The organism is Clostridium intestinale DSM 6191, assembly GCF_900130055.1.
Taxonomy (GTDB): domain Bacteria; phylum Bacillota; class Clostridia; order Clostridiales; family Clostridiaceae; genus Clostridium_T; species Clostridium_T intestinale.
In genome coordinates, this window is the sequence record NZ_FQXU01000011.1 from 93,595 (window position 1) to 115,609 (window position 22,015).

Annotated in this window: 21 protein-coding genes, 6 tRNA genes, 1 riboswitch and 1 other annotated feature; of the genes, 23 read left to right on the plus strand and 4 right to left on the minus strand. The window is 29.4% G+C overall.

The window, feature by feature from the left end:
* The first annotated feature begins 1 nt into the window (after position 1).
* Positions 2-559 carry a 5-formyltetrahydrofolate cyclo-ligase gene (locus tag BUA92_RS16795; protein ID WP_073021481.1) on the plus strand — a complete coding sequence of 186 codons (558 nt, stop codon included), beginning with the start codon at positions 2-4 and terminating at the stop codon, positions 557-559.
* On the opposite strand, the gene BUA92_RS16800 is transcribed toward BUA92_RS16795, so the two are convergent.
* Positions 550-1,641: an SIS domain-containing protein gene (locus BUA92_RS16800; protein ID WP_073021484.1), complete on the minus strand. Its 1,092-nt coding sequence runs from the start codon at positions 1,639-1,641 to the stop codon at positions 550-552. The two genes, BUA92_RS16795 and BUA92_RS16800, sit on opposite strands and share 10 nt — an antisense overlap.
* A gap of 173 nt (positions 1,642-1,814) precedes the next feature.
* A riboswitch (SAM riboswitch) is annotated at positions 1,815-1,923 on the plus strand.
* 170 nt (positions 1,924-2,093) lie between these two features.
* Here BUA92_RS16800 and BUA92_RS16805 point away from each other — a divergent pair.
* Positions 2,094-3,305, plus strand: a complete 1,212-nt coding sequence (locus tag BUA92_RS16805) for a homoserine dehydrogenase (RefSeq protein ID WP_073021487.1) — start codon at positions 2,094-2,096, stop codon at positions 3,303-3,305.
* A gap of 28 nt (positions 3,306-3,333) precedes the next feature.
* Here BUA92_RS16805 and thrS read toward each other — a convergent pair whose 3' ends face one another.
* Positions 3,334-5,271 carry a threonine--tRNA ligase gene (thrS, locus tag BUA92_RS16810; RefSeq protein ID WP_073021489.1) on the minus strand — a complete coding sequence of 646 codons (1,938 nt, stop codon included), beginning with the start codon at positions 5,269-5,271 and terminating at the stop codon, positions 3,334-3,336.
* A gap of 58 nt (positions 5,272-5,329) precedes the next feature.
* Positions 5,330-5,534 (minus strand) — a binding site (T-box leader).
* 121 nt (positions 5,535-5,655) lie between these two features.
* On the opposite strand from thrS, the gene BUA92_RS16815 reads away from it, so the two are divergent.
* The 3 genes from BUA92_RS16815 to BUA92_RS16825 all read left to right on the plus strand — a co-directional run bounded on the left by BUA92_RS16815 (position 5,656) and on the right by BUA92_RS16825 (position 6,899).
* Positions 5,656-6,432 (plus strand): hypothetical protein, encoded by a 777-nt coding sequence (locus BUA92_RS16815; RefSeq protein ID WP_073021491.1) that lies wholly within the window; start codon positions 5,656-5,658, stop codon positions 6,430-6,432.
* Between the two features lie 305 nt (positions 6,433-6,737).
* Positions 6,738-6,821: transfer RNA gene (locus tag BUA92_RS16820), tRNA-Leu, on the plus strand.
* Positions 6,822-6,824: 3 nt separating this feature from the next.
* Positions 6,825-6,899: transfer RNA gene (locus tag BUA92_RS16825), tRNA-Gly, on the plus strand.
* A gap of 31 nt (positions 6,900-6,930) precedes the next feature.
* Here the strand turns inward: BUA92_RS16825 and BUA92_RS16830 are convergent.
* Positions 6,931-7,335 carry an HNH endonuclease gene (locus BUA92_RS16830; RefSeq protein WP_073021493.1) on the minus strand — a complete coding sequence of 135 codons (405 nt, stop codon included), beginning with the start codon at positions 7,333-7,335 and terminating at the stop codon, positions 6,931-6,933.
* A gap of 211 nt (positions 7,336-7,546) precedes the next feature.
* On the opposite strand from BUA92_RS16830, the gene BUA92_RS16835 reads away from it, so the two are divergent.
* The 12 genes from BUA92_RS16835 to BUA92_RS16890 all read left to right on the plus strand — a co-directional run bounded on the left by BUA92_RS16835 (position 7,547) and on the right by BUA92_RS16890 (position 14,696).
* Positions 7,547-8,215 carry a hypothetical protein gene (locus BUA92_RS16835; protein WP_139259366.1) on the plus strand — a complete coding sequence of 223 codons (669 nt, stop codon included), beginning with the start codon at positions 7,547-7,549 and terminating at the stop codon, positions 8,213-8,215.
* Positions 8,216-8,263: 48 nt separating this feature from the next.
* Positions 8,264-8,340, plus strand: a tRNA-Arg gene (locus BUA92_RS16840).
* Between the two features lie 7 nt (positions 8,341-8,347).
* Positions 8,348-8,422 (plus strand) — tRNA-Gln (locus BUA92_RS16845).
* A 52-nt stretch (positions 8,423-8,474) separates the two neighbouring features.
* Positions 8,475-8,548 (plus strand) — tRNA-Gly (locus BUA92_RS16850).
* A 6-nt stretch (positions 8,549-8,554) separates the two neighbouring features.
* Positions 8,555-8,630, plus strand: a tRNA-Lys gene (locus BUA92_RS16855).
* Positions 8,631-8,768: 138 nt separating this feature from the next.
* Positions 8,769-9,515, plus strand: coding sequence for a MurR/RpiR family transcriptional regulator (locus BUA92_RS16860; RefSeq protein ID WP_073021498.1), 747 nt, complete (start codon positions 8,769-8,771; stop codon positions 9,513-9,515).
* Positions 9,516-9,639: 124 nt separating this feature from the next.
* Positions 9,640-11,082, plus strand: coding sequence for a glycoside hydrolase family 1 protein (locus BUA92_RS16865; RefSeq protein ID WP_073021501.1), 1,443 nt, complete (start codon positions 9,640-9,642; stop codon positions 11,080-11,082).
* A gap of 26 nt (positions 11,083-11,108) precedes the next feature.
* Entirely contained in the window at positions 11,109-11,408 is a 300-nt protein-coding gene (locus BUA92_RS16870) for a PTS sugar transporter subunit IIB (RefSeq protein WP_021800291.1), read from the plus strand.
* 64 nt (positions 11,409-11,472) lie between these two features.
* Positions 11,473-12,795 carry a PTS sugar transporter subunit IIC gene (locus BUA92_RS16875; RefSeq protein WP_242950187.1) on the plus strand — a complete coding sequence of 441 codons (1,323 nt, stop codon included), beginning with the start codon at positions 11,473-11,475 and terminating at the stop codon, positions 12,793-12,795.
* Between the two features lie 130 nt (positions 12,796-12,925).
* On the plus strand, positions 12,926-13,243 hold the full coding sequence (locus BUA92_RS16880) for a PTS sugar transporter subunit IIA (protein WP_021800293.1): 318 nt from the start codon (positions 12,926-12,928) through the stop codon (positions 13,241-13,243).
* Between the two features lie 147 nt (positions 13,244-13,390).
* Positions 13,391-14,350 (plus strand): sensor histidine kinase, encoded by a 960-nt coding sequence (locus BUA92_RS16885; RefSeq protein WP_073021507.1) that lies wholly within the window; start codon positions 13,391-13,393, stop codon positions 14,348-14,350.
* On the plus strand, positions 14,325-14,696 hold the full coding sequence (locus BUA92_RS16890) for a response regulator (RefSeq protein ID WP_073021510.1): 372 nt from the start codon (positions 14,325-14,327) through the stop codon (positions 14,694-14,696). Before BUA92_RS16885 ends, BUA92_RS16890 begins: the two co-directional genes overlap by 26 nt.
* Before the next feature lie 26 nt (positions 14,697-14,722).
* On the opposite strand, the gene BUA92_RS16895 is transcribed toward BUA92_RS16890, so the two are convergent.
* Positions 14,723-15,613: a polysaccharide deacetylase family protein gene (locus tag BUA92_RS16895; RefSeq protein WP_073021513.1), complete on the minus strand. Its 891-nt coding sequence runs from the start codon at positions 15,611-15,613 to the stop codon at positions 14,723-14,725.
* A 190-nt stretch (positions 15,614-15,803) separates the two neighbouring features.
* Here BUA92_RS16895 and BUA92_RS16900 point away from each other — a divergent pair, with 190 nt between their 5' ends.
* The 6 genes from BUA92_RS16900 to BUA92_RS16925 all read left to right on the plus strand — a co-directional run bounded on the left by BUA92_RS16900 (position 15,804) and on the right by BUA92_RS16925 (position 21,711).
* Positions 15,804-16,523, plus strand: a complete 720-nt coding sequence (locus BUA92_RS16900) for a DUF3298 and DUF4163 domain-containing protein (protein ID WP_073021516.1) — start codon at positions 15,804-15,806, stop codon at positions 16,521-16,523.
* Between the two features lie 357 nt (positions 16,524-16,880).
* Positions 16,881-17,759, plus strand: coding sequence for a sensor histidine kinase (locus BUA92_RS16905; protein ID WP_175550925.1), 879 nt, complete (start codon positions 16,881-16,883; stop codon positions 17,757-17,759).
* Positions 17,760-17,769: 10 nt separating this feature from the next.
* The gene (locus BUA92_RS16910) at positions 17,770-18,390 is read left to right on the plus strand and encodes a response regulator transcription factor (RefSeq protein ID WP_073021519.1); all 621 of its coding nucleotides are present in this window, start codon (positions 17,770-17,772) and stop codon (positions 18,388-18,390) included.
* A gap of 99 nt (positions 18,391-18,489) precedes the next feature.
* Positions 18,490-19,425: an ABC transporter ATP-binding protein gene (locus tag BUA92_RS16915; protein ID WP_073021521.1), complete on the plus strand. Its 936-nt coding sequence runs from the start codon at positions 18,490-18,492 to the stop codon at positions 19,423-19,425.
* A gap of 13 nt (positions 19,426-19,438) precedes the next feature.
* Positions 19,439-20,566 carry an ABC transporter permease gene (locus BUA92_RS16920; RefSeq protein ID WP_073021523.1) on the plus strand — a complete coding sequence of 376 codons (1,128 nt, stop codon included), beginning with the start codon at positions 19,439-19,441 and terminating at the stop codon, positions 20,564-20,566.
* Positions 20,563-21,711, plus strand: coding sequence for an ABC transporter permease (locus BUA92_RS16925; protein ID WP_073021526.1), 1,149 nt, complete (start codon positions 20,563-20,565; stop codon positions 21,709-21,711). The genes BUA92_RS16920 and BUA92_RS16925 overlap by 4 nt, the downstream gene beginning before the upstream one ends.
* The last annotated feature ends 304 nt before the right edge of the window (positions 21,712-22,015 follow it).

Below are 22,015 nucleotides of genomic sequence, written 5' to 3' on the forward strand. Positions count from 1 at the left end.
TTTGAATAAAATAAATATACGAAAAACAATGATAGATAAGAGAGATGCTCTTAATTCGGATTTAAGAAACAAATTTAGTGAAAAAATAAAAAATAAAATTTTAAGTAATATTTTTTATAAAGAAGCTAAAAGTATTTTTTGTTTTATTGGATTTGGAAGTGAAGTTAACACTATTGGTATAATAGAGGACGCATTAAAGGATGGGAAAAAGGTATATGTTCCTAGAGTTAGAAATAAGGAAATGAAGGTTATACAGATAGATTCACTAGACAAGTTAAAACCTGGAGTTTTTGGAATACTTGAGCCTGAAGATGGAGAAGAGCTTAAGGCAGATTGTGATCTTATACTTATGCCAGGAGTAGCTTTTACTAAGGAAGGGAAAAGATTAGGTTATGGAGGAGGCTATTATGATAAATATTTAGCGCAATATAATAGTAATACTTTAAAAATAGCAATTGCCTACTCCATACAAGTGATAGATTTCATTCCTACAGAAAGTTATGATAAAATTGTAGATCATATAGTCACTGAGGACTTTACATATAAGTGTCACGAATAAGGTAAATCTGGAGATAAACCAAGATGTAAGGAATACATGTAGTTAAATATTTGAGCATATAAAACGTAGTTAAGTGCCAAGTATATGTTAGGTAATATAGAATCTTTATAGTTTACATAAAAGCATTTATTGCAGGAATCTAAATAAGAGGAATTTTCAGATACTACTATGACAAATGGTTTTTTATCTTGAGTTTTTATGATATCTAGAAATTGTTTATTATAATCTATATCAGGATTACTTACGGATTTAAATAAAAATATTAATGTATTGTCATTTATAAAAGGTTTTATACTTTGATTGATATCAGAAGGAGACCAGCTTAATGAGTATACTGTTCCGTTTGTTAATTTTAAGGTGTTTAATGCACAGTAATTACTCATTCCTTTTAGTTCAGAAGTACCTACATAAAGAACTCTACTTGGGTTTCTTCTAACTATGTTTAGTGTATCACTCCAAATTGTATTAAGTATATATTTTGAATTAACCAATGTTTCTTCTAAATATAATTTTTGGGTTTCTAAATTATTAATATTAAATAGTAAGACTGAGGATAAAACCATACAGGAATAAGAAGAGGTCATAGCGAATCCTTTATCATTTGATTCTTCTGGCAGTGTGAGTATATAAAAATTTGATTTATCTGAGTATTCTTTTAAGAATATACCTTCAGTATTACTTGTTACTAGTATAAAATGAGAATTTTGTAATAGCTTTGTGCATGTATTTAAGGCATCTAAAGTTTCTTTAGTATTTCCTGATCTAGAATATAAAATTACTAGTATATTAGATAAGTCTTTTAAATAAGTATATGGATTGTTTAAAATTTCTGAAGCTGGAATAGAGTTTACAGGAATTTTAAGTTCTTCTGATAAATAGGGCATAAGGGTATCTCCTACATAGGCAGATGCACCTGAACCAATTAATAATATTCTAGATATAGTGTTATTTAGTAAGGGCGTTAGAAAATTATTAATTTCATCCTTTTTGCTTTTAATAGAATAATATATTTTTTGCCATAACTTAGGCTGTTGTTTTATTTCTTCCAATGTGTAACAACTGTTGTTAGGAAGAATTTTCATTGAATATCAACTCCTTAAAATGTGATAGAAAGAGATGGAAAACCTTTTCTTTTTAATATATTATTAAGTATAATGAAAAAGGTTACTATATTTAAAAATAATTATTTATTTAAAAATCATTGCAATTTTATATGGTAGAAGTATAATAAAAGTAATGAAAAATACAAAATGGTCTTTTATCAAGAATGGTGGAGGGACTGGCCCTATGAAACCTAGCAACAGCTAACACTCATTATGTTGGAATTGTGCTAAATCCTGCAGGTATATCCTGATAGATAAGAGGAATAATAATTTTGCATACATATATTAATGTGCTTTATTAGCTATTTCTGCTTATCTTATAGTAGAAGTAATTTTTTTATTTCGCTATAAGTAAGCTGTTTAATAGTTTAGCTTTAGCTGTTTTTATATTTGGTAAAAGGCCACTTTTAATTAATAAGGGGGCTTTTTTTATGGCAAAAATTGCATTAATGGGTTATGGAGTAGTAGGAAGCGGATTAATAGAACTAATAGATAATAACAAAAGCAAGATAGACAATTTAGAAGTGTCTTCTATACTTGTACGATGTTTAAGCAAACATAAGGGTAAAAAGTATAGTGAATATTTAACTGATAATGTTGAGGAGTTTTTTAGTCAAGAAAGCGATATTGTAGTTGAGGTTATGGGCTCATTACATCCAGCCTATGAATATGTGAAAAGGGCACTACAAGCTAAAAAACATGTGGTAACTGCAAATAAGGATCTTATAGCGGAGTATGGTGGAGAACTATTATCTTTAGCTAAAGAGAGTGGATTGACGCTGAAGTTTGAAGCTTCTGTAGGTGGAGGAATTCCTATTTTAAAACCACTGATAGAATCTTTAGAAGGAAATAGTATAAAAAGTATAAGAGGAATATTAAATGGTACTACTAACTATATTTTAACTAAAATGTACAATGAAAATATTGATTATGAAGAGGCTTTAAAAGAAGCTCAAGCTTTAGGGTTTGCTGAGGCTAATCCTGATTCAGATGTCTTAGGATATGATGCTGCAAGAAAGCTTGCTATATTATCAACTATAGCCTATAAGAATAGAATATCATGGAAAAATATAAACATAGAGGGTATAAATAATTTAGAAAGACAAGATTTTATATATGCAAAGGAACTTGGGTATAGAATAAAGTTAATAGCTGAAAGTATAATGGAAGGGGATCAGGTGTATGCCTCTGTAAGACCAGCCTTAGTTAAAGAAGGAAGTATACTTTCTACTATTAATAATGAAGTTAATGGAGTTGTGTTCCATGGAGATGCAGTGGGAGAGGTTAGCTTTACTGGAAAAGGAGCTGGAATGCTTCCAACAGGCTCAGCTGTTTTTGGGGATGTTTTAGATATAATTAGAGGAAGAAAAGAAACTTCTGAGAATTATCTTAATGAAATATTAGTAAATAGATATATAGATAGTGAGGTAGGAGTTTTAATAAGGATAAAAACAGAGGAAAAGAAAAATGTTATTAAAAAGTTAAGATTAGAGTTCCCAGATCTACAATTAGTAGGGGAAAAGAGAGATGAGCTGGCATTATATATAAATACTTTAGGTGAAAGCAAAATACAGGAGGCTTTAGAGAGACTAAAACTTGATGGGAATATAACTTCTTTTAAAAAGTTACTTAGAGCAGTTTAAATAAAAAAAAGAGGCCTAGGCCTCTTTTTTAGTTCTCTTTACTAGCTATTTCTTGAGTTATTCTGTTAACAAAAGATTCTAAAGATAGAGCACCTTCGTCTCCATTTTTTCTACTTCTAACAGAAACTTCTTTGTTTTCAGCTTCTTTTTCTCCAACTACTATTATATAAGGAGATCTTTCTAATCTTGCTTCTCTTATTTTATAACCTATTTTTTCTGCTCTATAGTCAACTTCAACTCTAACACCCTTGTTTAATAAAGTTTTGCTAACTTCTTCAGCATAGTCATTATACTTATCAGATATAGGAAGTATTTTAGCTTGAACTGGAGCAAGCCAAGTTGGTAGAGCACCAGCATACTTTTCTATAAGCATAGCTAGAGTTCTTTCATAACAACCTATAGAACTTCTGTGGATTATATAAGGAGTTTTCTTTTCTCCATCTTTATCAACATAAGTCATTTGGAATCTTTCAGCAATAGCAAAGTCAATTTGAACTGTTATTATAGTATCTTCTTTACCATGAACATTCTTAAATTGAATATCTAGCTTAGGACCATAGAAGGCAGCTTCATCATCAGCTTCATAAAAATCAATATTTAGATGATTTAAAATATCTCTCATTAAGTTTTGAGTTTTTTCCCAAGCTTCAGGGTCATCTATATATTTTTCTTTATTTTTTGGATCCCATTTAGAGAATCTATAAGTTATATCATCTTGAATTCCTAAAGTTGTCATTACATATTTTATTAAATCTACAACTCCTTTAAATTCATCTTCTAATTGCTCAGGTGTAACTATTAAGTGACCGTCAGCTAAAGTAAATTGTCTAACCCTTATAAGTCCATGCATTTCACCAGAAGCTTCGTTTCTAAACAAAGTAGAAGTTTCTGCATATCTTTTAGGTAGATCTCTATAGCTGTGTTGTTCAGCATTGTAGATTGTATATTGGAATGGGCAAGTCATAGGTCTTAACCCAAAAACCTCAACATCATTTTCCTCATCTCCTAAAACAAACATACCATCTTTATAATGATCCCAGTGACCAGATATTTTGTAAAGATCACTTTTGGCCATTAAAGGTGTTTTAGTTAATAAATAACCTCTTTTTTCTTCTTCATCTTCAATCCATCTTTGAAGAACTTGAATTATTTTAGCTCCTTTAGGCATTAATAGTGGAAGTCCTTGACCTACATTTTCATTAGTAGTGAATATTCCAAGCTCTCTGCCAAGTTTGTTATGATCTCTTCTTTTAGCTTCTTCCAAAGCCTCTAAGTGAGCATCTAACTCAGATTTTTTAGGGAAGGCAGTAGCATAAACTCTAGATAACATCTTGTTTTTTTCGTTTCCTCTCCAGTAAGCTCCAGCAGATCTGATTAATTTAACTGCTTTAACTGTCTTAGTGGATAAAAGATGAGGACCAGCACAAAGGTCTACAAATTCACCTTGCTTATAGAAAGATATAACCTCATCTTCAGGAAGGTCGTTTATAAGTTCTATTTTATAAGGTTCATTTTTTTCTTCCATTAGTTTTAAAGCTTCTGCTCTTGGAAGTTCAAACTTTTCTATTTTTAAATCTTCTTTAGCTATTTTAGCTATTTCTTTTTCTATTTTGTCTAACTCATCTTGAGAAAAGTTTCCATCTTTATCAAAATCATAATAGAAACCATTTTCTATAGAAGGCCCTATAGCTAGCTTTGTGTCAGGATATAATCTTTTAACTGCTTGAGCTAACATATGAGAAGCAGTGTGTCTAAAAGCAGCTTTACCTTCTTCGGAATCGAATGTGCATATACTTAATTCAACATCCTCATTAACTACATAACGTAAATCAACCACATTTCCATTAACAATACCACAACATGCAGCTCTAGCTAAACCTTCACTAATACTTTTAGCTATTTCATAGACTGATAAACCAGATTCAAGTTCTTTTATAGATCCATCTTTTAAAGTAATTTTAACCATTTTATTTTATATCTCCTTTCAAATTTAAATAACAAAAAAACTCCCGTCCCAATAAAAATAAAGGGACGAGAGTATTAATTCCCGCGGTTCCACCCTAAATTGCTAACTAATAGCCACTTAAGAAAATCGTAACGTGATTGTAACGGACTTTATTAGAGTCACTCAGAGGTGGTTTTCAGCTGAACATATTTAAAGATACTCACACCAATGTATCTTCTCTCTGAAAATATAAAAAAGCTTACTCTTCTCATCATAGAATTTCAATATTGTTTTAGATAATTATAGTTTTAAAAATTTTGTATGTCAATAGATTAGAAAAATTAAAAGCAATCTTTTATAGATTGTCTCATATAATAAATCATATAATTGCTGGAGGAAGAAATATTGATTCTTTTAAGAGGGCTAGTAGCTGGTGTGTTTACAATAATACTTAGTTTTTTACTATCTAAGTATAGAGAGTTAGTTATATTATATATACCAAACTTCACTAAAAAGTATATATATGAAGATTTAGAAGAAAAGTATAGCAGCTATTTAATTGTATATTATTTAATGGCGTGGTTAATATATCTAGTGTTATTTTTGATAATAGTTAATTTTTTTGATTTGATTGGGTTAAATGCAGGTTTTGATATGATGAACACCATGGTTGTAAGGAAAGAATATTGGATATTTCCAGCGTTAATCTTTTCTCTACATCTCTCAAACATAATAGTTAAAAGACTTTTTAAAGCAATACTAGAAGAATCTTATGAAGAATTTATAATTTTTATGTTCTGTAAACAAAGATGTTTTACTTTAAAGGAAATGATAATAAGAATATATTTTAGCTCTAAGATATATAGGATTTACTCTAAAGTTATACTTACTGTATTATCCGTGTATATTTTTTTAGGTATGCTTTATTATTCTAATATAAATAACCAAGGTATCATTATTAATAATTATTTTTCAATATTAGAAAAAAAGTATAGTTATGATGATATAGGAATTATAGTTGAAGAGTATAGCTGGAAGGAGCATAAGTTTACTCTAGTGTTTAAGGATGGATCCATATGGAATAGTTCAGGAATACTAACAAGTTCTAAATCGGAAGAAAATTATAAATTAATGAAGATTATAGAGGATAAAAGTGAAGTGAAAGCTATAGAATTGAAATAAATATTTTAATATTATATATAGATGGTATTAAAATCAATGTCGAAAAATAATTAATAGAAAGTTGTTACAAATATATTGACGAAATATGGTGAAAAATATATAATTTAACTATACAAAAGATAATTAATAAATACTAAAGAATACGTGTATAAAATACTATATTAAATTCAATAAAGAAACTAATGAAGGATCAAGATCGGTGGTTATTATATAAGATAATCACCGATTTATAATTTTTCCATTAAATTAGTAAATTTATTATTGATTTCTTGTTAAATACATGTATAATATTAAATGTAGAAGTTGCAGATGTGGCGGAATTGGCAGACGCACTAGACTTAGGATCTAGCGCCTACGGCGTGGGGGTTCGACTCCCTTCATCTGCACCAATTGCGGAAGTGACTCAATGGTAGAGTGTCACCTTGCCAAGGTGAAAGTTGCGGGTTCGAATCCCGTCTTCCGCTCCAAAAAAAGAAACAGCTAAAGCTGTTTCTTTTTTTACGATAATTTTAATGCTAATTGAGCTAATTTCAAATCTTCTAACATTTCGTAGGTGTAAAAGTAATTGCCCATAAGATAGAATATAATATCCTCTTTTAGGTAACCTTCTTTATATAACTTTAAACTTTTAGTTAGTTTTTTAAAGGAGTTATTGGAGATGTTAAGAATATTTGATAACTCATAGACCGTATAATATTCTTTTGGTAATATATTTAAAAGCTTATTCTGTAACTCTAACTTATACTTAAGGTCTGTTTCCTCACATCTATGTGGACCATTTTTACCTCGATGATGCTCTTGACATAGATATTTATAATTTAGAGGGAAATCTAATCCACCTTCACTTCTGTGAACAATGTGATGAATATCAGCTTTTTTTCCACAAATCTCACAATAATACAATCAACTAACACCTTCCTATTCAAAATATTTTATTTACTAATATTATATGATATTGGGAGTAAAAGTTCAATCTATAGAAGTGAATATGAAAATATGAACATTAAAGATTGTATGGGATAAACTAAAAGTAATTGGAGAGCTTGAAATAGGGTAAATAATACTATATACTAAAGTTATAGATATATTAAAAATGAGGGTGATGAATTTGAGGATGCAATTTAATTCATTTGACTACTGGAAAGAACAGATAAACAAAAGCAGAACTATAAGAGGTCATGTATTTGTAGATGAACCTATAAATAAGAAAACTGTATATCTCCATAGCCTTATTTTTTGTAAAAATACTGGTATAGAGAATGTCTGGGCACCATTTCCAAATGCTAAAGCATTATTAGGGTATATACAATATTCTTTTTTGCAAGAAGCTTTTTATAAGTGGATATACAGTAGGGAAGAAAAGATCAACTTTATTCCATACAATACAACCGAAGAAGTGATTAGTAAAGCTGCTAGAGATAAAAAAATAACAAGTAAAGAAGAAAATAATATGAGAAGGCATTTAAATATGATAAAAAAATGCTGGGATTTAAGTGAAGATAGGATTCTTTTAGAACTTAGAAAATTCTCTATAGATTTTAATAAGACGTGGCTAGGGGACAATACTGAGTTCATATATTTAAAGACTTTTTCTAAAGCTGAGGACTTAGGAGCTTTTGTATTAGAAACTGGGAAATTATTAAATAGTGATAATAAAATTGAGGATAAAATAGGCATGGATGAAAACAATTTCATAAGAGTCTGTAAAACAGCATCCTCTATTAAAAAGAGTGGAGAAGAGCTTAAGGACGTCCTAGCTAAAAAGCTTACTGAAATATTATAAAAAACTTGACATTTATTTTATGAGTAAATATAATAAACAATGTGAGTTGCGTCTTTAGCTCAGCTGGATAGAGCAACGCCCTTCTAAGGCGTGGGCCAGGGGTTCGAATCCCTTAAGACGCACCAGTTTTTTTGGGATGTCGCCAAGCGGTAAGGCACCGCACTTTGACTGCGGTATTCGTAGGTTCAAATCCTGCCATCCCAGCCAAAAAAAACTTGACAAGATTATGCATAATATGTATAATAATTCTTGTGTTATTGCGGGTGTAGCTCAATGGTAGAGCCCTAGCCTTCCAAGCTAGTTACGTGGGTTCGATTCCCATCACCCGCTCCATTTTATGCACCATTAGCTCAGTTGGTAGAGCACCTGACTCTTAATCAGGGTGTCCCCGGTTCGAACCCGTGATGGTGCACCAGAAAAGAACTATGTTAACATAGTTCTTTTTTTGTTGTCTTTAATTATATCTATTTCATCCAATAATTGTTTCAATGATACTAATATGTTAAAATATACGTAATGCAATTCCAAAATGAACTTAAATAGGAGTGATATAATGTTTAGTCCAGAGGAAATACAATCTTTAAATGAATTAGAGTTCCTACTATATAACTACATAAGTAAAAATAAAGATAAAGTTATATATATGAGAATAAGAGATTTAGCTGATGAAGTTCATGTATCAACAACAACAATATTGAGATTTTGCAAAAAAATGAATTGTAATGGATTTGCAGAGTTTAAAGTTAAACTAAAGATGTTTATTGAGGAAGAAGAAGGCAAACTTTTAAATGATGATAAAAGTACTTTTATAGAATTTATGAATAGAGCAGCAACAAAGGATTTTGAGGATTCAATGAAAATGGCTTGTGATGCAATATACAAATCAAGTAATTTATTAATTATAGGAATAGGGAATTCAGGGGCTATTGCTACTTATGGTTCTCGTTATTTTGCATCTTTAAATAAATTTGCAGTATATATAGATGATCCATTTTATCCTGTAAGCGGAGAATACTTAGATAATGGGGTAACAATTGCTTTATCAGTATCAGGGGAAACTCCTACTATAATAAATCATGTAACAAGATTAAAGAAAAAAAATAGTACTATTATAAGTATAACAAATAGTAAAAGTTGTACTTTAGCTCAGATGTCTGATATAAACATATCTTATTATGTGCAATATGAAACTTATAAGTACTTTGATATAACAACTCAATTACCTGTAATGTATATATTAGAAACATTAGCAAAGCGTGTATTTAATTTAACTCAAAAGGATAAAAATAAGCAACTATAATAAAAAACAACTTGTTTTTTTAAGGTAACTTATTTTTAGGCAAAAAACTAGTTTTTTTAACCCTTAAAACCATTTACAAATGTTTTGGAAACGAATACTATAGTGGTGAGAGGGGGAGATCAGAATGATATATAGAAAGCTTGATGAATTTAGTCCCGATTTCTTATGGGGATCTGCGTCAGCAGCATATCAAGTAGAAGGAGCATGGAACGAAGATGGCAAAGGACCATCCGTATGGGATGAGTATGTTAGAATTCCCGGTACTACATATAAAGATACCAATGGAGATGTAGCAGTCGATCATTACCATAGATATAAAGAGGATGTTAAGCTTATGGCTGACATGGGATTAAAGGCTTATAGATTTTCGATAGCCTGGAGTCGTATATTTCCTCAAGGTAATGGCGAGGTAAATGAAGAAGGTTTAAAATTTTATGATAATTTGATAAATGAATTAATACAATATAATATAGAACCTATCATAACTATTTACCATTGGGATTTACCACAAGGTTTGCAAGATCAATACGGAGGATGGGAGTCAAGAAAAATAATTGATGATTTTAATGAATATTGTATAGCTCTATATAAGAGATATGGGGATAGAGTTAAATATTGGGTAACATTAAATGAACAAAATGTTTTTATAACTCATGGATATGAGAAAGCTGTACACCCACCGAAAGTTACTGATAAAAAAAGAATGTATGAAGCAAACCATATTGCAAGTTTAGCGAATGCTAAAGCTATTCAATCTTTTAGAAAATACGTGCCAAATGGAAAGATTGGACCAAGTTTTGCATTTTCACCAATATATGCGTTTAGTTCAAAGCCAGAAGATGTACTAGCGTTAGAAAATGTTGAGGAAATAAGTAATTATTGGTGGCTAGATGTGTATTGTTGGGGAGAATACCCTAAAATAGCATGGAAATATTTAAGTAAATTAGGATTAGCACCAACTATAGAAGATGGGGATATAGAGTTATTAAAAGCAGGTAAACCAGATTTTATGGGAGTTAATTATTATAGAAGTGGAACAGTTGAAATGAATCCTTTGGAAGGTGGAGTTGAAGAAGCTGTTGCAAAGATGAATACTACTGGGAAAAAAGGTACTACTGCTGAAAGTGGCGTTCCTGGAGTATTTAAAAGTAAAAACAATCCTTATCTAGAAGCTACGAATTGGGATTGGGAAATCGATCCACAAGGGCTAAGAATTGGAATGAGGAGATTGACAAATAGATACAAATTGCCTATACTTATAACTGAGAACGGTTTAGGTGAATTCGATACTCTTGAAAATGACAATGTAAACGATGACTACAGAATAGAGTATATAAAAAAACATATAGAAGCATGTCAAGAAGCTATAACTGATGGAGTTGAATTAATAGGATACTGCACATGGTCTTTCACAGACTTATTGAGTTGGTTAAATGGGTACCAAAAGCGTTATGGATTCGTGTATGTAGATAGAGATGAAAATGATGAAAAAGACCTAAGACGAATAAAGAAAAAGAGTTTTCATTGGTACAAAAATGTAATAAAAACAAATGGTCAGCAATTATAATTTATATATCGAAAGGGGTTTTTATTATGAAAAAAATCTTATTAGTATGCGCAGCAGGCATGTCAACAAGTCTTTTAGTTAATAAAATGAACAATGCTGCAAAAGAAAAGGGGGTGGAAGTAGAAATAACAGCTCTGCCAGTATCAGAAGCAGACAAGCTTACTGATGAAGTGGACATAGTGCTTTTAGGACCACAAGTTCGCTTTCAAAAGCCACAAGTTGATGCTTTAGTTAAGGGAAGAATTCCTGTTGAAGTTATCGACATGAGACTTTATGGAACTATGAATGGAAAAGCTGTTTTAGAAAATGCATTATCAAAAATCTAAGAACTTATAATTGGGTAAATTATTTAAACTAATCTTAAAGATTAGAATGATGGAGGGGATCAAATTGAATAAACTTGAAGCTGTAATGGAAAGATTACTAGTTCCAATAGCTACTAAACTTAATGCGCAAAGACATGTATGTGCCGTACGTGATGCGTTCATATTAACTTTCCCGATTACTATGGCGGGAGCAATAATAGTATTATTAAACTTCGTTGTTTTGTCACCAGATGGATTTATAGCTAGCTTACTACATTTAGGTGATATATTCCCTAACTTAAGCTCAGCACAAGCAATATTCTCACCAGTTTTAAGAGGATCTAATGATATATTAGCTCTTATGATTGTTTTCCTAGTAGGAAGAAATGTTGCTTTAGCTCTTAAGGGAGATGATTTGTTAGCAGGTCTAACTTCATTCTCAGTTTACTTTATAGTATATCAACCAGCTAAATCTTTTGAAGGTGTAGCAGGAAACTATATTTCAACTCAATATTTTAATGCACAAGGTTTATTCGTTGCATTAATAGTAGGACTTATTGTTGGTGAACTTGTAACTAAATTAGGTAGATCTGACAAGTTACAAATCAAAATGCCAGATCAAGTACCACCAGCAGTTGCAAGATCATTTAAGATATTAATTCCAATAATCATGGTAACAGTATTATTTGCTGTAATCAACTACTTAATTACTTTAGTATACGCTGATGGTCTTCATGCTTTAGTTTATAAAGTTATACAAGCACCATTAACTGGATTAAGTAACAGTGTCGTAACAGTTATAATCCTTGCAGTTGTATCTAACTTCTTATGGATATTAGGTATACATGGTCCAAACACAATTGCTGCAATCAGAGATACTATGTTTGCAGAAGCTAACAATGCTAACTTAGCATATGTTAATGCTCACGGTTCAGCATGGGGAGCACCTTACACAGCTACATGGGCACTAAATGATGCTTTTGCTAACTATGGTGGTTCAGGATGTACTTTAGGATTAATAATAGCTGTATTCTTAGTTTCTAAGAGAGCTGACTATAAAGATATAATCAAACTTTCAGTTGCTCCAGGATTATTTAATATAAACGAACCAATAGTATTTGGTCTTCCAGTTGTATTAAATCCAATGTTAATAATACCATTTATATTAGCACCAGTTGTTAATATAATTATAGGATATACATTTATATCACTTGGAATTATTCCTCCAATAGCTTATGGTGTGCCATGGACTACTCCAGGACCATTAATAGCATTCCTAGGCTCAGGTGCAAACTTTGGAGCATTACTAGTAGGTTTCTTATGTTTAGCTGCAGCAACAGTAGTATACTTACCATTTATAATGGCTGCTAATAAAACTGTAGGTGGATCTGAAGAAGCTACAATGTAATTATAAAAAATCTATCAGGGACTGCGTTAGCGTCCCTGGTTTTTATAATACAGATAATAATTTAACACCCAGTATTGACAATAAGTTTTAGTTAATACGCAGTAAAATAAAAATAAAGGGGACATATTGTATGGAAGAAATGGAGTTAATTGCATTTAATATCATTAGTAATGTGGGAATGTCTAAATCTTTAGCAATGGAAGCGTTACGTGAAGTAAGAGGCGGAAGCTATGAAGTTGCAAAGGAAAAGTTAAAAGAAGCTGATACTTATATGGTAGAAGCACACCATTCTCATGCTGATTTAATTCAAAAGGAAGCGTCAGGAGAAAAAGTTGAATTCTCTTTAATTTTAATGCATGCTGAAGATCAAATGCTTAGTGCAGAAACTATAAAAGAATTAGTTAGAGAAATGATAGAAATGTATGTTGATTTAAAAGGAAATAAATAATACTAGATTAAAAGCTGTGTATTTATAATGCACAGCTTTTAATCTAGTATTATTTTAGTTTATTTATTATAATACGATAATATAAAATAGAGGCTCTTTAATTCATTAATTTTAAAAGGTATAATAAGGTTTAGAAAGAGGGTTTGTATGTTTAATTTTGTTAAATTAAATTATAGAGAGTTAATTATTGCTTTAATTTTTACTATTACTTTTATATATTTAAAAACAAAGGCAATCAAACTTAAAAAAGATAATAATGAATTGCGATTAAAAGTTGAAAAACTTGAAAATAAAATTATATTAGACGAAAATGAATATAAAAAGTTAAATAGTGATAATAACGAGTTTATATCGCTAGTTTCCCATGAATTTAGAACTCCACTGACATCAATAATGGGATTTACTAAAATAATAAGAAAGAAATTTTCAAGACATGTAATTCCAGCTCTTGAAGATAAAAAATTAATGGAATCAAATGAAAAGTTAAGTTACCAAGTGGAACTTATTAAAGGAAATCTAGAAATAATAATATCAGAATCGGAAAGACTAGCATTAATGATAGAGAATATATTAGATACTACTAAAATAGATTTTGGAAATGAACTTGGAAAATGTGAAAAATTAAGTATAGAAACTATTATAAATAAAGTAATTCTTTCAACATATTCCTTAATAGGAGAAAGAGATATAGAAGTATTTGATTTAATTGAAGCTAATATACCTTACGTATATGGAGACGAACACAAGATAATGCAAATACTTATTAATTTATTAAGTAATGCATTCAAATTTACTAACGAAGGTGAGATTGTAATTTCTGCTAAAAAGCAAGATGAAGAGTTTATAATTATAGAAGTAAAGGATTCTGGGATAGGGATTCCAGAAAAATATCAAAATTTAATTTTTAATAAGTTTAAGCAGGTTGAAAGCAAGGATGGGGATAAACCTAAGGGGACAGGATTGGGACTCTATATAACTAAAAATTTAGTTGAACAACATGGGGGAACAATAGGAGTAAGAAATAATGAGACAAAAGGCTGCTGCTTTTTCTTTACATTACCAATAATAAAGGAGAAGAATTATGAAAACAAAAATATTGATAGTTGATGATGAAGCACCAATTAGAATGTTATTAGAACAAACCTTAGAAGAGATAGAAGAAGAGTTTGAACTGTATAGAGCGAAAGATGGCGAAGAGGGATTGAAAATAATAGTACAAGAAAAACCAGATATAGTATTTCTAGATGTTATGATGCCTGGATTAACTGGATATGAGGTCTTGGATAAAATTAAAGATAAGGATGAATTAAAAGATATTAAAATAATACTCTTAACAGCTAAAGGAAGTACAGAAGAGATAAAGATGAGTAATCGATATAATATTCATTTATATATAACTAAACCTTTTGATCCAGATTTCATAGTTGAAAAAACTTTAGAGCTATTACAATAAGAAAAAGCAGGAAAAGTCCTGCTTTATTATTTTACAATAAGAAGAGTTTTAAATTGTTCTAAGTTATAATTTCCATTTACATATTGTCTTTTTATATGAATGGGACTATCATTTCGAGAAGCAATTCCTCCATCTAGGTCAAAAGCCATGTTATAACCGGCTTCTTTAACAGCTTTTTCACTATATTGATTATATTTACTATAAGGATATATAAATACAGTTTGAGGTTCTCCTAAAAGGTTCTCTAAAGCTAATTTAGAATCTTTCAATATTTTAAGTTGCTCTTCATAACTAAATTCATCTAAGGACTGATGCTTTGTAGTATGAGATACAAACTCTATCCCGTTCTTAAGCATTTCTAAAATTTGATCTTTAGATAGATAAAAACTATCATTAGAAAAATCAGTGATTAATGCAATAGTAGCATTTTGTAAGTTGTTTTTCAAAATAGGATAAGCTAATGTGTAGTTATTGGAGTACCCATCATCGAATGTAATCAATACAGACTTTTCAGGTACTGACTTATTATTTAAAATATAATCATTGAATTCTTTCATAGTAAGTGTAAAATATCCATTATTTTTTAGATAGTCCATTTGTTCTTTAAACTTTTCTTGAGACACATATAAGGTATTTGTTTTATCATCTCCTATAGCATGATAACATAGTACAGGAATTCCCTTAGGATTAATGAGTGTCTTTCCTTCAAATCTATCCACTACCTTAGTAGGTTCTTCTACTGGTTTGTTAGTAGTTTCATCAGAGGTAGAAGAGTCATCACTTGGAGTTTTGTTATCGTTTTTATTTGTTGATGAGCTTGTATAGGTACTAAAGTGCATAACTCCATATATTGTAACAGGAATAGCTAATATTAATAATGCTATTATGTATACTATGAGTAAATTCTTTTTTTTCATAAAAGTATGTCCTCCTAATTTGTATCTAAAAAGATTATAACATAAAAATATGAAGAAAAAATTAAATAGTATGAATAATAATCCACAAAATCTGTGGATTAATTGTGGAAAACTTGTTGATTACAGTGTTAATAATCTACAGAATTCTGCAAATACTAACCTATGAATATGTTAATAAGGAGGGCAATAAATGAAAAAAATATTGAATTTAACTCTATTATGTCTAATGATGAGTACTTCTAATATTGCTAGGGCTGTGGAAAAAAATGTGGATATGTCATTTCAATGTGAAAAAATAGTAATTGAGGAAAATAAGAAAGACATAAATATGGAGAGTATAAAAGGAGAAATAAAAACACCAACAATTACAGCTCCAAATAATAATTTTACTAAAGATATAAATCAAAAACTAAAAGATTGGAATGACAGTTGGTTAAAGGATTTAGAAGATTTAGCTCAAAAGTATGCACAAGATTCAAAGGAGGATAACATTCCATTTCGTCCTTTTGAGGTTGATAGTGTTTATTCTATACAAAATCAGAAATGTCCATATTTAAGTTTTTATATTGATTATTATCAATTCACAGGAGGTGCCCATGGCATCACTACTAGAAAAACATATAATTATAACTTAAACGATGATAAGGAGCTAGCATTAAAAGATTTATTCAAAGAAGGATATAATTACAAAGATATAATAAATAAAGAAATAGGTAATCAAATTCAGAAAAATAAAGAAAACTATTTTACAGATAAAAATGGTTTTAAAGGGATAAGTGATAATCAAGCATTTACTTTTAATGATAAAGAAATTACTATATACTTTCAGCAATATGAAATTGCTCCATATGTTACGGGTATACCAACCTTTAATATTCCTAAAAGCCTTTTAAAAAATGGATTGATTTAAAGTGATAACACAATGGATGTTTAAGAAGCATTCATTGTGTTATTATAATATTAGAATATCCGAATATTATAATGTCCTAATATTACAATGTTATAATATTAGGACAAGTTTGAGGTGATTAAGATTAAGCTTTTTAAGTATTGTCATTTAATTTTTAAAGTATTAATAGGTGTTTTTATTTTAGTTATCTATATAAATTTATCTATAGAAGATTATAATAAAAATATTACTTTATATTTATTATTTTACATGTCTATTAATTTAATCTTTTATATAAGTAGCAATAAATTAATAAAACTAAGTTGTTTATTCTTAGATATAGCCTTGATTTTATATCTTGCTCTTAATATAAATTATATGTTTATTATTTTGCTTTCTCAGATAACAGGGGAATTATATGAAATAGATGATAAGTTAGATAAGGTAGGAACTCTTATTTTAGTAACAGTTGGATTTTTTATGGGAGTAGAATATGGAGCAATATATTATTTATTGTTAGGTATAACCTATCTATCTTCAAGAAGTATTTCTTTTTATTATGAAGAGAATAAAAAGCTTCTTCAAGAAATACAAAATCATAAAAAAATATTAAATGAATATGGAAGAATAATAGAAAATTCTAAGGAATTTGAGAGACAAGCAATATACACCTCTCTTTTAGAGGATAGAAATAAACTAGCGCAAGAGATGCATGATAAAGTTGGACATGTTATAGCAGGTAGTATTATGCAGCTTGAAGCTGCAAAACTTCTTATAAATTCAGATAGTGAAAAATCAAAAACCTTACTTGAGAGTTCTATTTCAGTATTAAGAAGCGGGGTAGATGATATCAGGTTAACTTTAAGAGGACTAAAGCCTATAGAAGAAGAACTAGGAATAAATAGGTTGAAGTTTCAGGTTGAAAAATCATTAAAAGAATCATCCATAAAAGGATATGTGAATATTAATGGGGACCTAGGGAAAATAAATTATACAAAATGGAAAGCAATAATAGAAAATACTAGAGAAGCTTTAACTAATAGTTTAAAGTATTCAAATTGTAGAGGTTTTTGGGTAAATATTAATGTTATGAATAAGATGATAAGAGTTGAACTTAAAGATGATGGAAAGGGAGAAGAGAAAGTAGTAAAAGGTATGGGACTAAAAGGTATGGAACAAAGATGTGAAGATATAGGTGGAAAGCTTGTTATAAATGGAGATTATGGTTTTTCTGTTATAATGCTACTACCTGTTTAATGGAGGATATATGATTAATATAGTTATAGTTGATGATGATGCTTTAATAAGGGAAAGCTTAAAAATAATCTTGTCTATGAATGAAAATTTAAATATAATTGGAACTTTTGATAATGCACTAAAAGCTATGGATGAGTGTAAAAGGCAGCAAATAGATATTGTTCTATTAGATGTTAGAATGCCTATTATAAACGGTGTAGAGGCTACCAAGGAATTTGTAAAGTTTAAAAATACAAAAGTTATAATCCTTACAACCTTTGATGAAGATGAATATGTTAGAGAAGGAATAAGAAACGGGGCTTCGGGATATCTATTAAAGAACACACCACCAGAGGAAATTGTTGATGCTATAAACTTGGTTTATAGAGGGAACAATGTATATGGAAGAGAAATAATAGATAAACTCAAAGAGTCTTTAGAAAATAAAACTTCCATAGATAAAACTTTATTTACAGAAAGAGAACTTCAGATAATGGAGCTTATTTCTGAGGGATTATCTAATAAGGAAATATCTAATAGGTTATTTATATCCGAAGGAACTGTAAAAAATTATATAAGTAGTATTTTAAGCAAAACTTCTTTAAATCATAGAACGCAAATAGCTATTTATTATCTAAAAGGCAGAATGTAATATGACTAAAGTAATAAAATAATTATGACCTTCTCCACTAACATTGGAGAAGGATTTTTTTTATAATTATTTTAAAGTATTAAATAGGGAGAGATTCATATGAAGATATTATCAATAAATAATTTAGAAAAAAGATATGGTGATTTTACAGCAGTAGATAATATAACTTTGGAAGTGAATGAAGGAGAGATATTTGGGTTTTTAGGACCTAATGGAGCTGGAAAAAGTACAACCATAAATATTGTAAGTGGATTAATAAAAAGTAGTGCTGGAGAAGTAAATATATTTAATAAACCCTTAAAAAAGTTTGAAAAAGAGATAAAAAAGAAGATAGGGGTAGTACCTCAAACCCTTGCTATATACAGTGAGTTGTCAGCAGAAGAAAATATTAAGTTTTTTGCATCTATATATGGTGTAAAAGGTGAGGAACTAAAAAAGGCTGTAGAATATGCACTTGAGTTTACAGGACTGATTGAGCATAGAAAAACTAAGGCAAAGAATTTTTCTGGGGGAATGATGAGAAGATTAAATATTGCCTGCGGAATAGCTCATAAGCCTAAGTTAGTAATAATGGATGAACCAACAGTAGGTATAGATCCTCAATCTAGAAATCATATTTTAGAGTCAGTTAAGGAGCTTAATAGAAATGGATGTACTATAATCTATACCTCTCATTACATGGAGGAAGTAGAAAATATATGTGATAGAATCGCCATAATAGATAAAGGTAAAATAATTGCGGAAGGGACTAAAGAAGAACTGATATCTTTAATATCTGATATACAAAGTCTAGAGGTACAGGTTGGGGACATCTCTTTAATTAACGAAAAAGAATTAAAAGCTATAAAAGGTGTAAAAAATATAACTGTAAAAGAGGATATAGTTACCATTAACTCTCAAAGAGAGGTTACTAATCTTAATCTCATAATAGAATTTCTTACAGCTAAAAACATTAATATCAAAAATATAGGATATAAAGAAATAGACCTAGAAACAGTATTTTTAAATCTTACAGGAAGAACTTTAAGGGATTAGGAGGATAAAGCTTATGAGAGAAATAGCAGCCATAATAAAATATGATATTCTAGCCAATAAATCTAGTAAATATGTTATTCAAATGATTATTTATCCTGTTATATTCACTTTAATTTTAGGATTTTTATTAAAAAATGCATTCAGTTCAAGTTTTGATATGGAACATGTAAATATAGTTTATTTAAGTGATAAAAGTGAGCAAAGCAACCAAATCATAGATGTTTTCAAGAGTTTAGAAGATGAACTTGATATTAGTATTAGTGAAGAGGAAAATCAGGATGAAGCAAAAGAGCTAGTGAAAAGAAATACAGATACGGTATTTATCGAGCTTAAAGATAATATAAAGATATATAAAAATGATGGGGCTAGTATTTCTAGTGAAGTTGTTTATGGTGTTTTAAATACTATAGTAGATAAATTTAATGTAGCTTATTCTATAGGGAAAGTATCACCAGAAGGATTGAGTAAAATTAACTTTCAAGAAGTTCAAAAAGAATTTGCTAATTTTAAACAGATAGAGTTAAAAAAAGAGATGACATCTTATGATTATTATGGAGTAGCAGAATTTACAATGATGATATTATATATATCAATGTTTTCATTCAACTTAATAAATGCACAGAGAAGAAATGGTACAGAAGGACGAGTTTTTATAGCAGGAGTATCTAAAATCCAATATATAATAGCAAGAACATTAAGTATGGCTATATTTAATTTTATAATTATGACTATACCATTCATAATTTTGAAGTTTATAGTTGGAATAGAATATGGAACTGATTATCTCACATTCATTGCAATTATGGGTAGTTTAAATTTACTTTCATCAGCTATAGGAGTAGCGGTGGGATTTTTAGTTAAAGATGAAAATGTAGGAGATACAATATTGCAAGCTGCTGTAGTTCCAACCTTAAGTTTGCTTGGAGGAAGCTATGTGTATTTAGGCGAGGATATTAATTATATATTTGATTTATTTACAAAAATATCTCCATTAAGATGGGCTAATAGAGCAATGATAAATGTCATATATGCTGGTGATTATAGGAAAGTTGGAATATCCATAGCTATTAATTTAGGATTAACAATTTTATTGATATTGATTTCATATATAAAAATAAAAGGGGAGGAGAGATTAGCATGAGTGAGTTTTATTATTTAGTTAGAAAAAATATAAAATTAATATTCAAATCGAAGTTTACAATAATACAACTACTAGCACCTGTTGCAGTATCTCTTTTAATACTAAAATTATTTACAGGCATGGGAGGTAATTTAACCTACGGGGTAGTAGATAAAGATAGTAGTGTAAGTTCAAAGTTTTTAATAAGTAAGTTTGAAGTAAATAGATCTACAATAAAATACTATGACAATGAAGAGGAATTAATAAAGGATATAACCAACAGAGATATAAATGGGGGATTTTTAGTTCCTGAAGGATTTCAAGAAAGTATAGTAGGTGGAAATATAAAAAATGTTGACATTTATATGGGAACAAACAATAATTTAAAAAAAAGTCTAGAGGCTAATATAAATGATACAGTAACTACATTAGAGCAGATTTCTACAGGAGCTTCAAATAATAAAGATAATTATATTAAAATAATAGAAGAAACAAAAAATAAAACGATAAAGGTTGAAGAAGCTAGGTTAAATGACAAAGCTTCAGTATATCAAGTTACTCAGATATCTATAGGACTTTTAATATTTTTTATGATGCTTAGGGCAAACTCTACATCGTATATTATGTTAGAAGAAAAGAGGAGCAATTGTTACAGTAGAATATTTGCATCACCAATTACACCACTTAAGTTTATCAGTGCAAATGTAGTGGCTAATCTTTTAGTATTGGTTATGCAGGCAGTAGTAACCTTGCTTTCTATGCAATGGATATTAAATCTTAAAACGGATATTCCTTTTGGCATATTGTTATTTTTCCTAGTTTTGATAGCTTTTGTAGCAGTTGCATTTAGCACAATGGTAATGGTGAGTTCTAAGGATTTTTCTACAGCATCTATAGTAAGTAACTTATTTATAAACATAAGTTGTATGGCCAGCGGATGTTATTTCCCTATAGAATTTATTCCAGAAAATATTAGGAAGATATCTTTTCTATTTCCTCAAACTTGGGTACTAGATATTTTTAGAAAATATCAAACTTCAAGTGTGACCATAGATAAATTATATATTAATATAATAACTCTTATAGCCTTTGCGGTGACACTTCTATTGATAGCTTCATTTAGAATGAAGTTTTCGAATAAAGAAATGACAGCACTTAATGATTAAGAAGTTAAAAGGCAATAGATGAGAGTGAATAGTTTAGGTAAAAACTCAGTATAGCTGAGTTTTTTCTATTGTTGTGAAGAATCAGTAATATTAAAAGAGATTTAATGAAGTTTAGGCAGGTTTTAAAATGACAAAAGTGCATAGAAACAGCGGAGCGTAGGAACAGAGAAACAGAGAAACATAAGAACAGCGGAGCATAGGAACAGAGAAACATAGGAACAGTGGTATGATGGAGTGAAAGAAACATATAAATAAAAGAGTAAATAAAAAAGAAAGGAATATTATTCCTTCCTTAAAATATTTA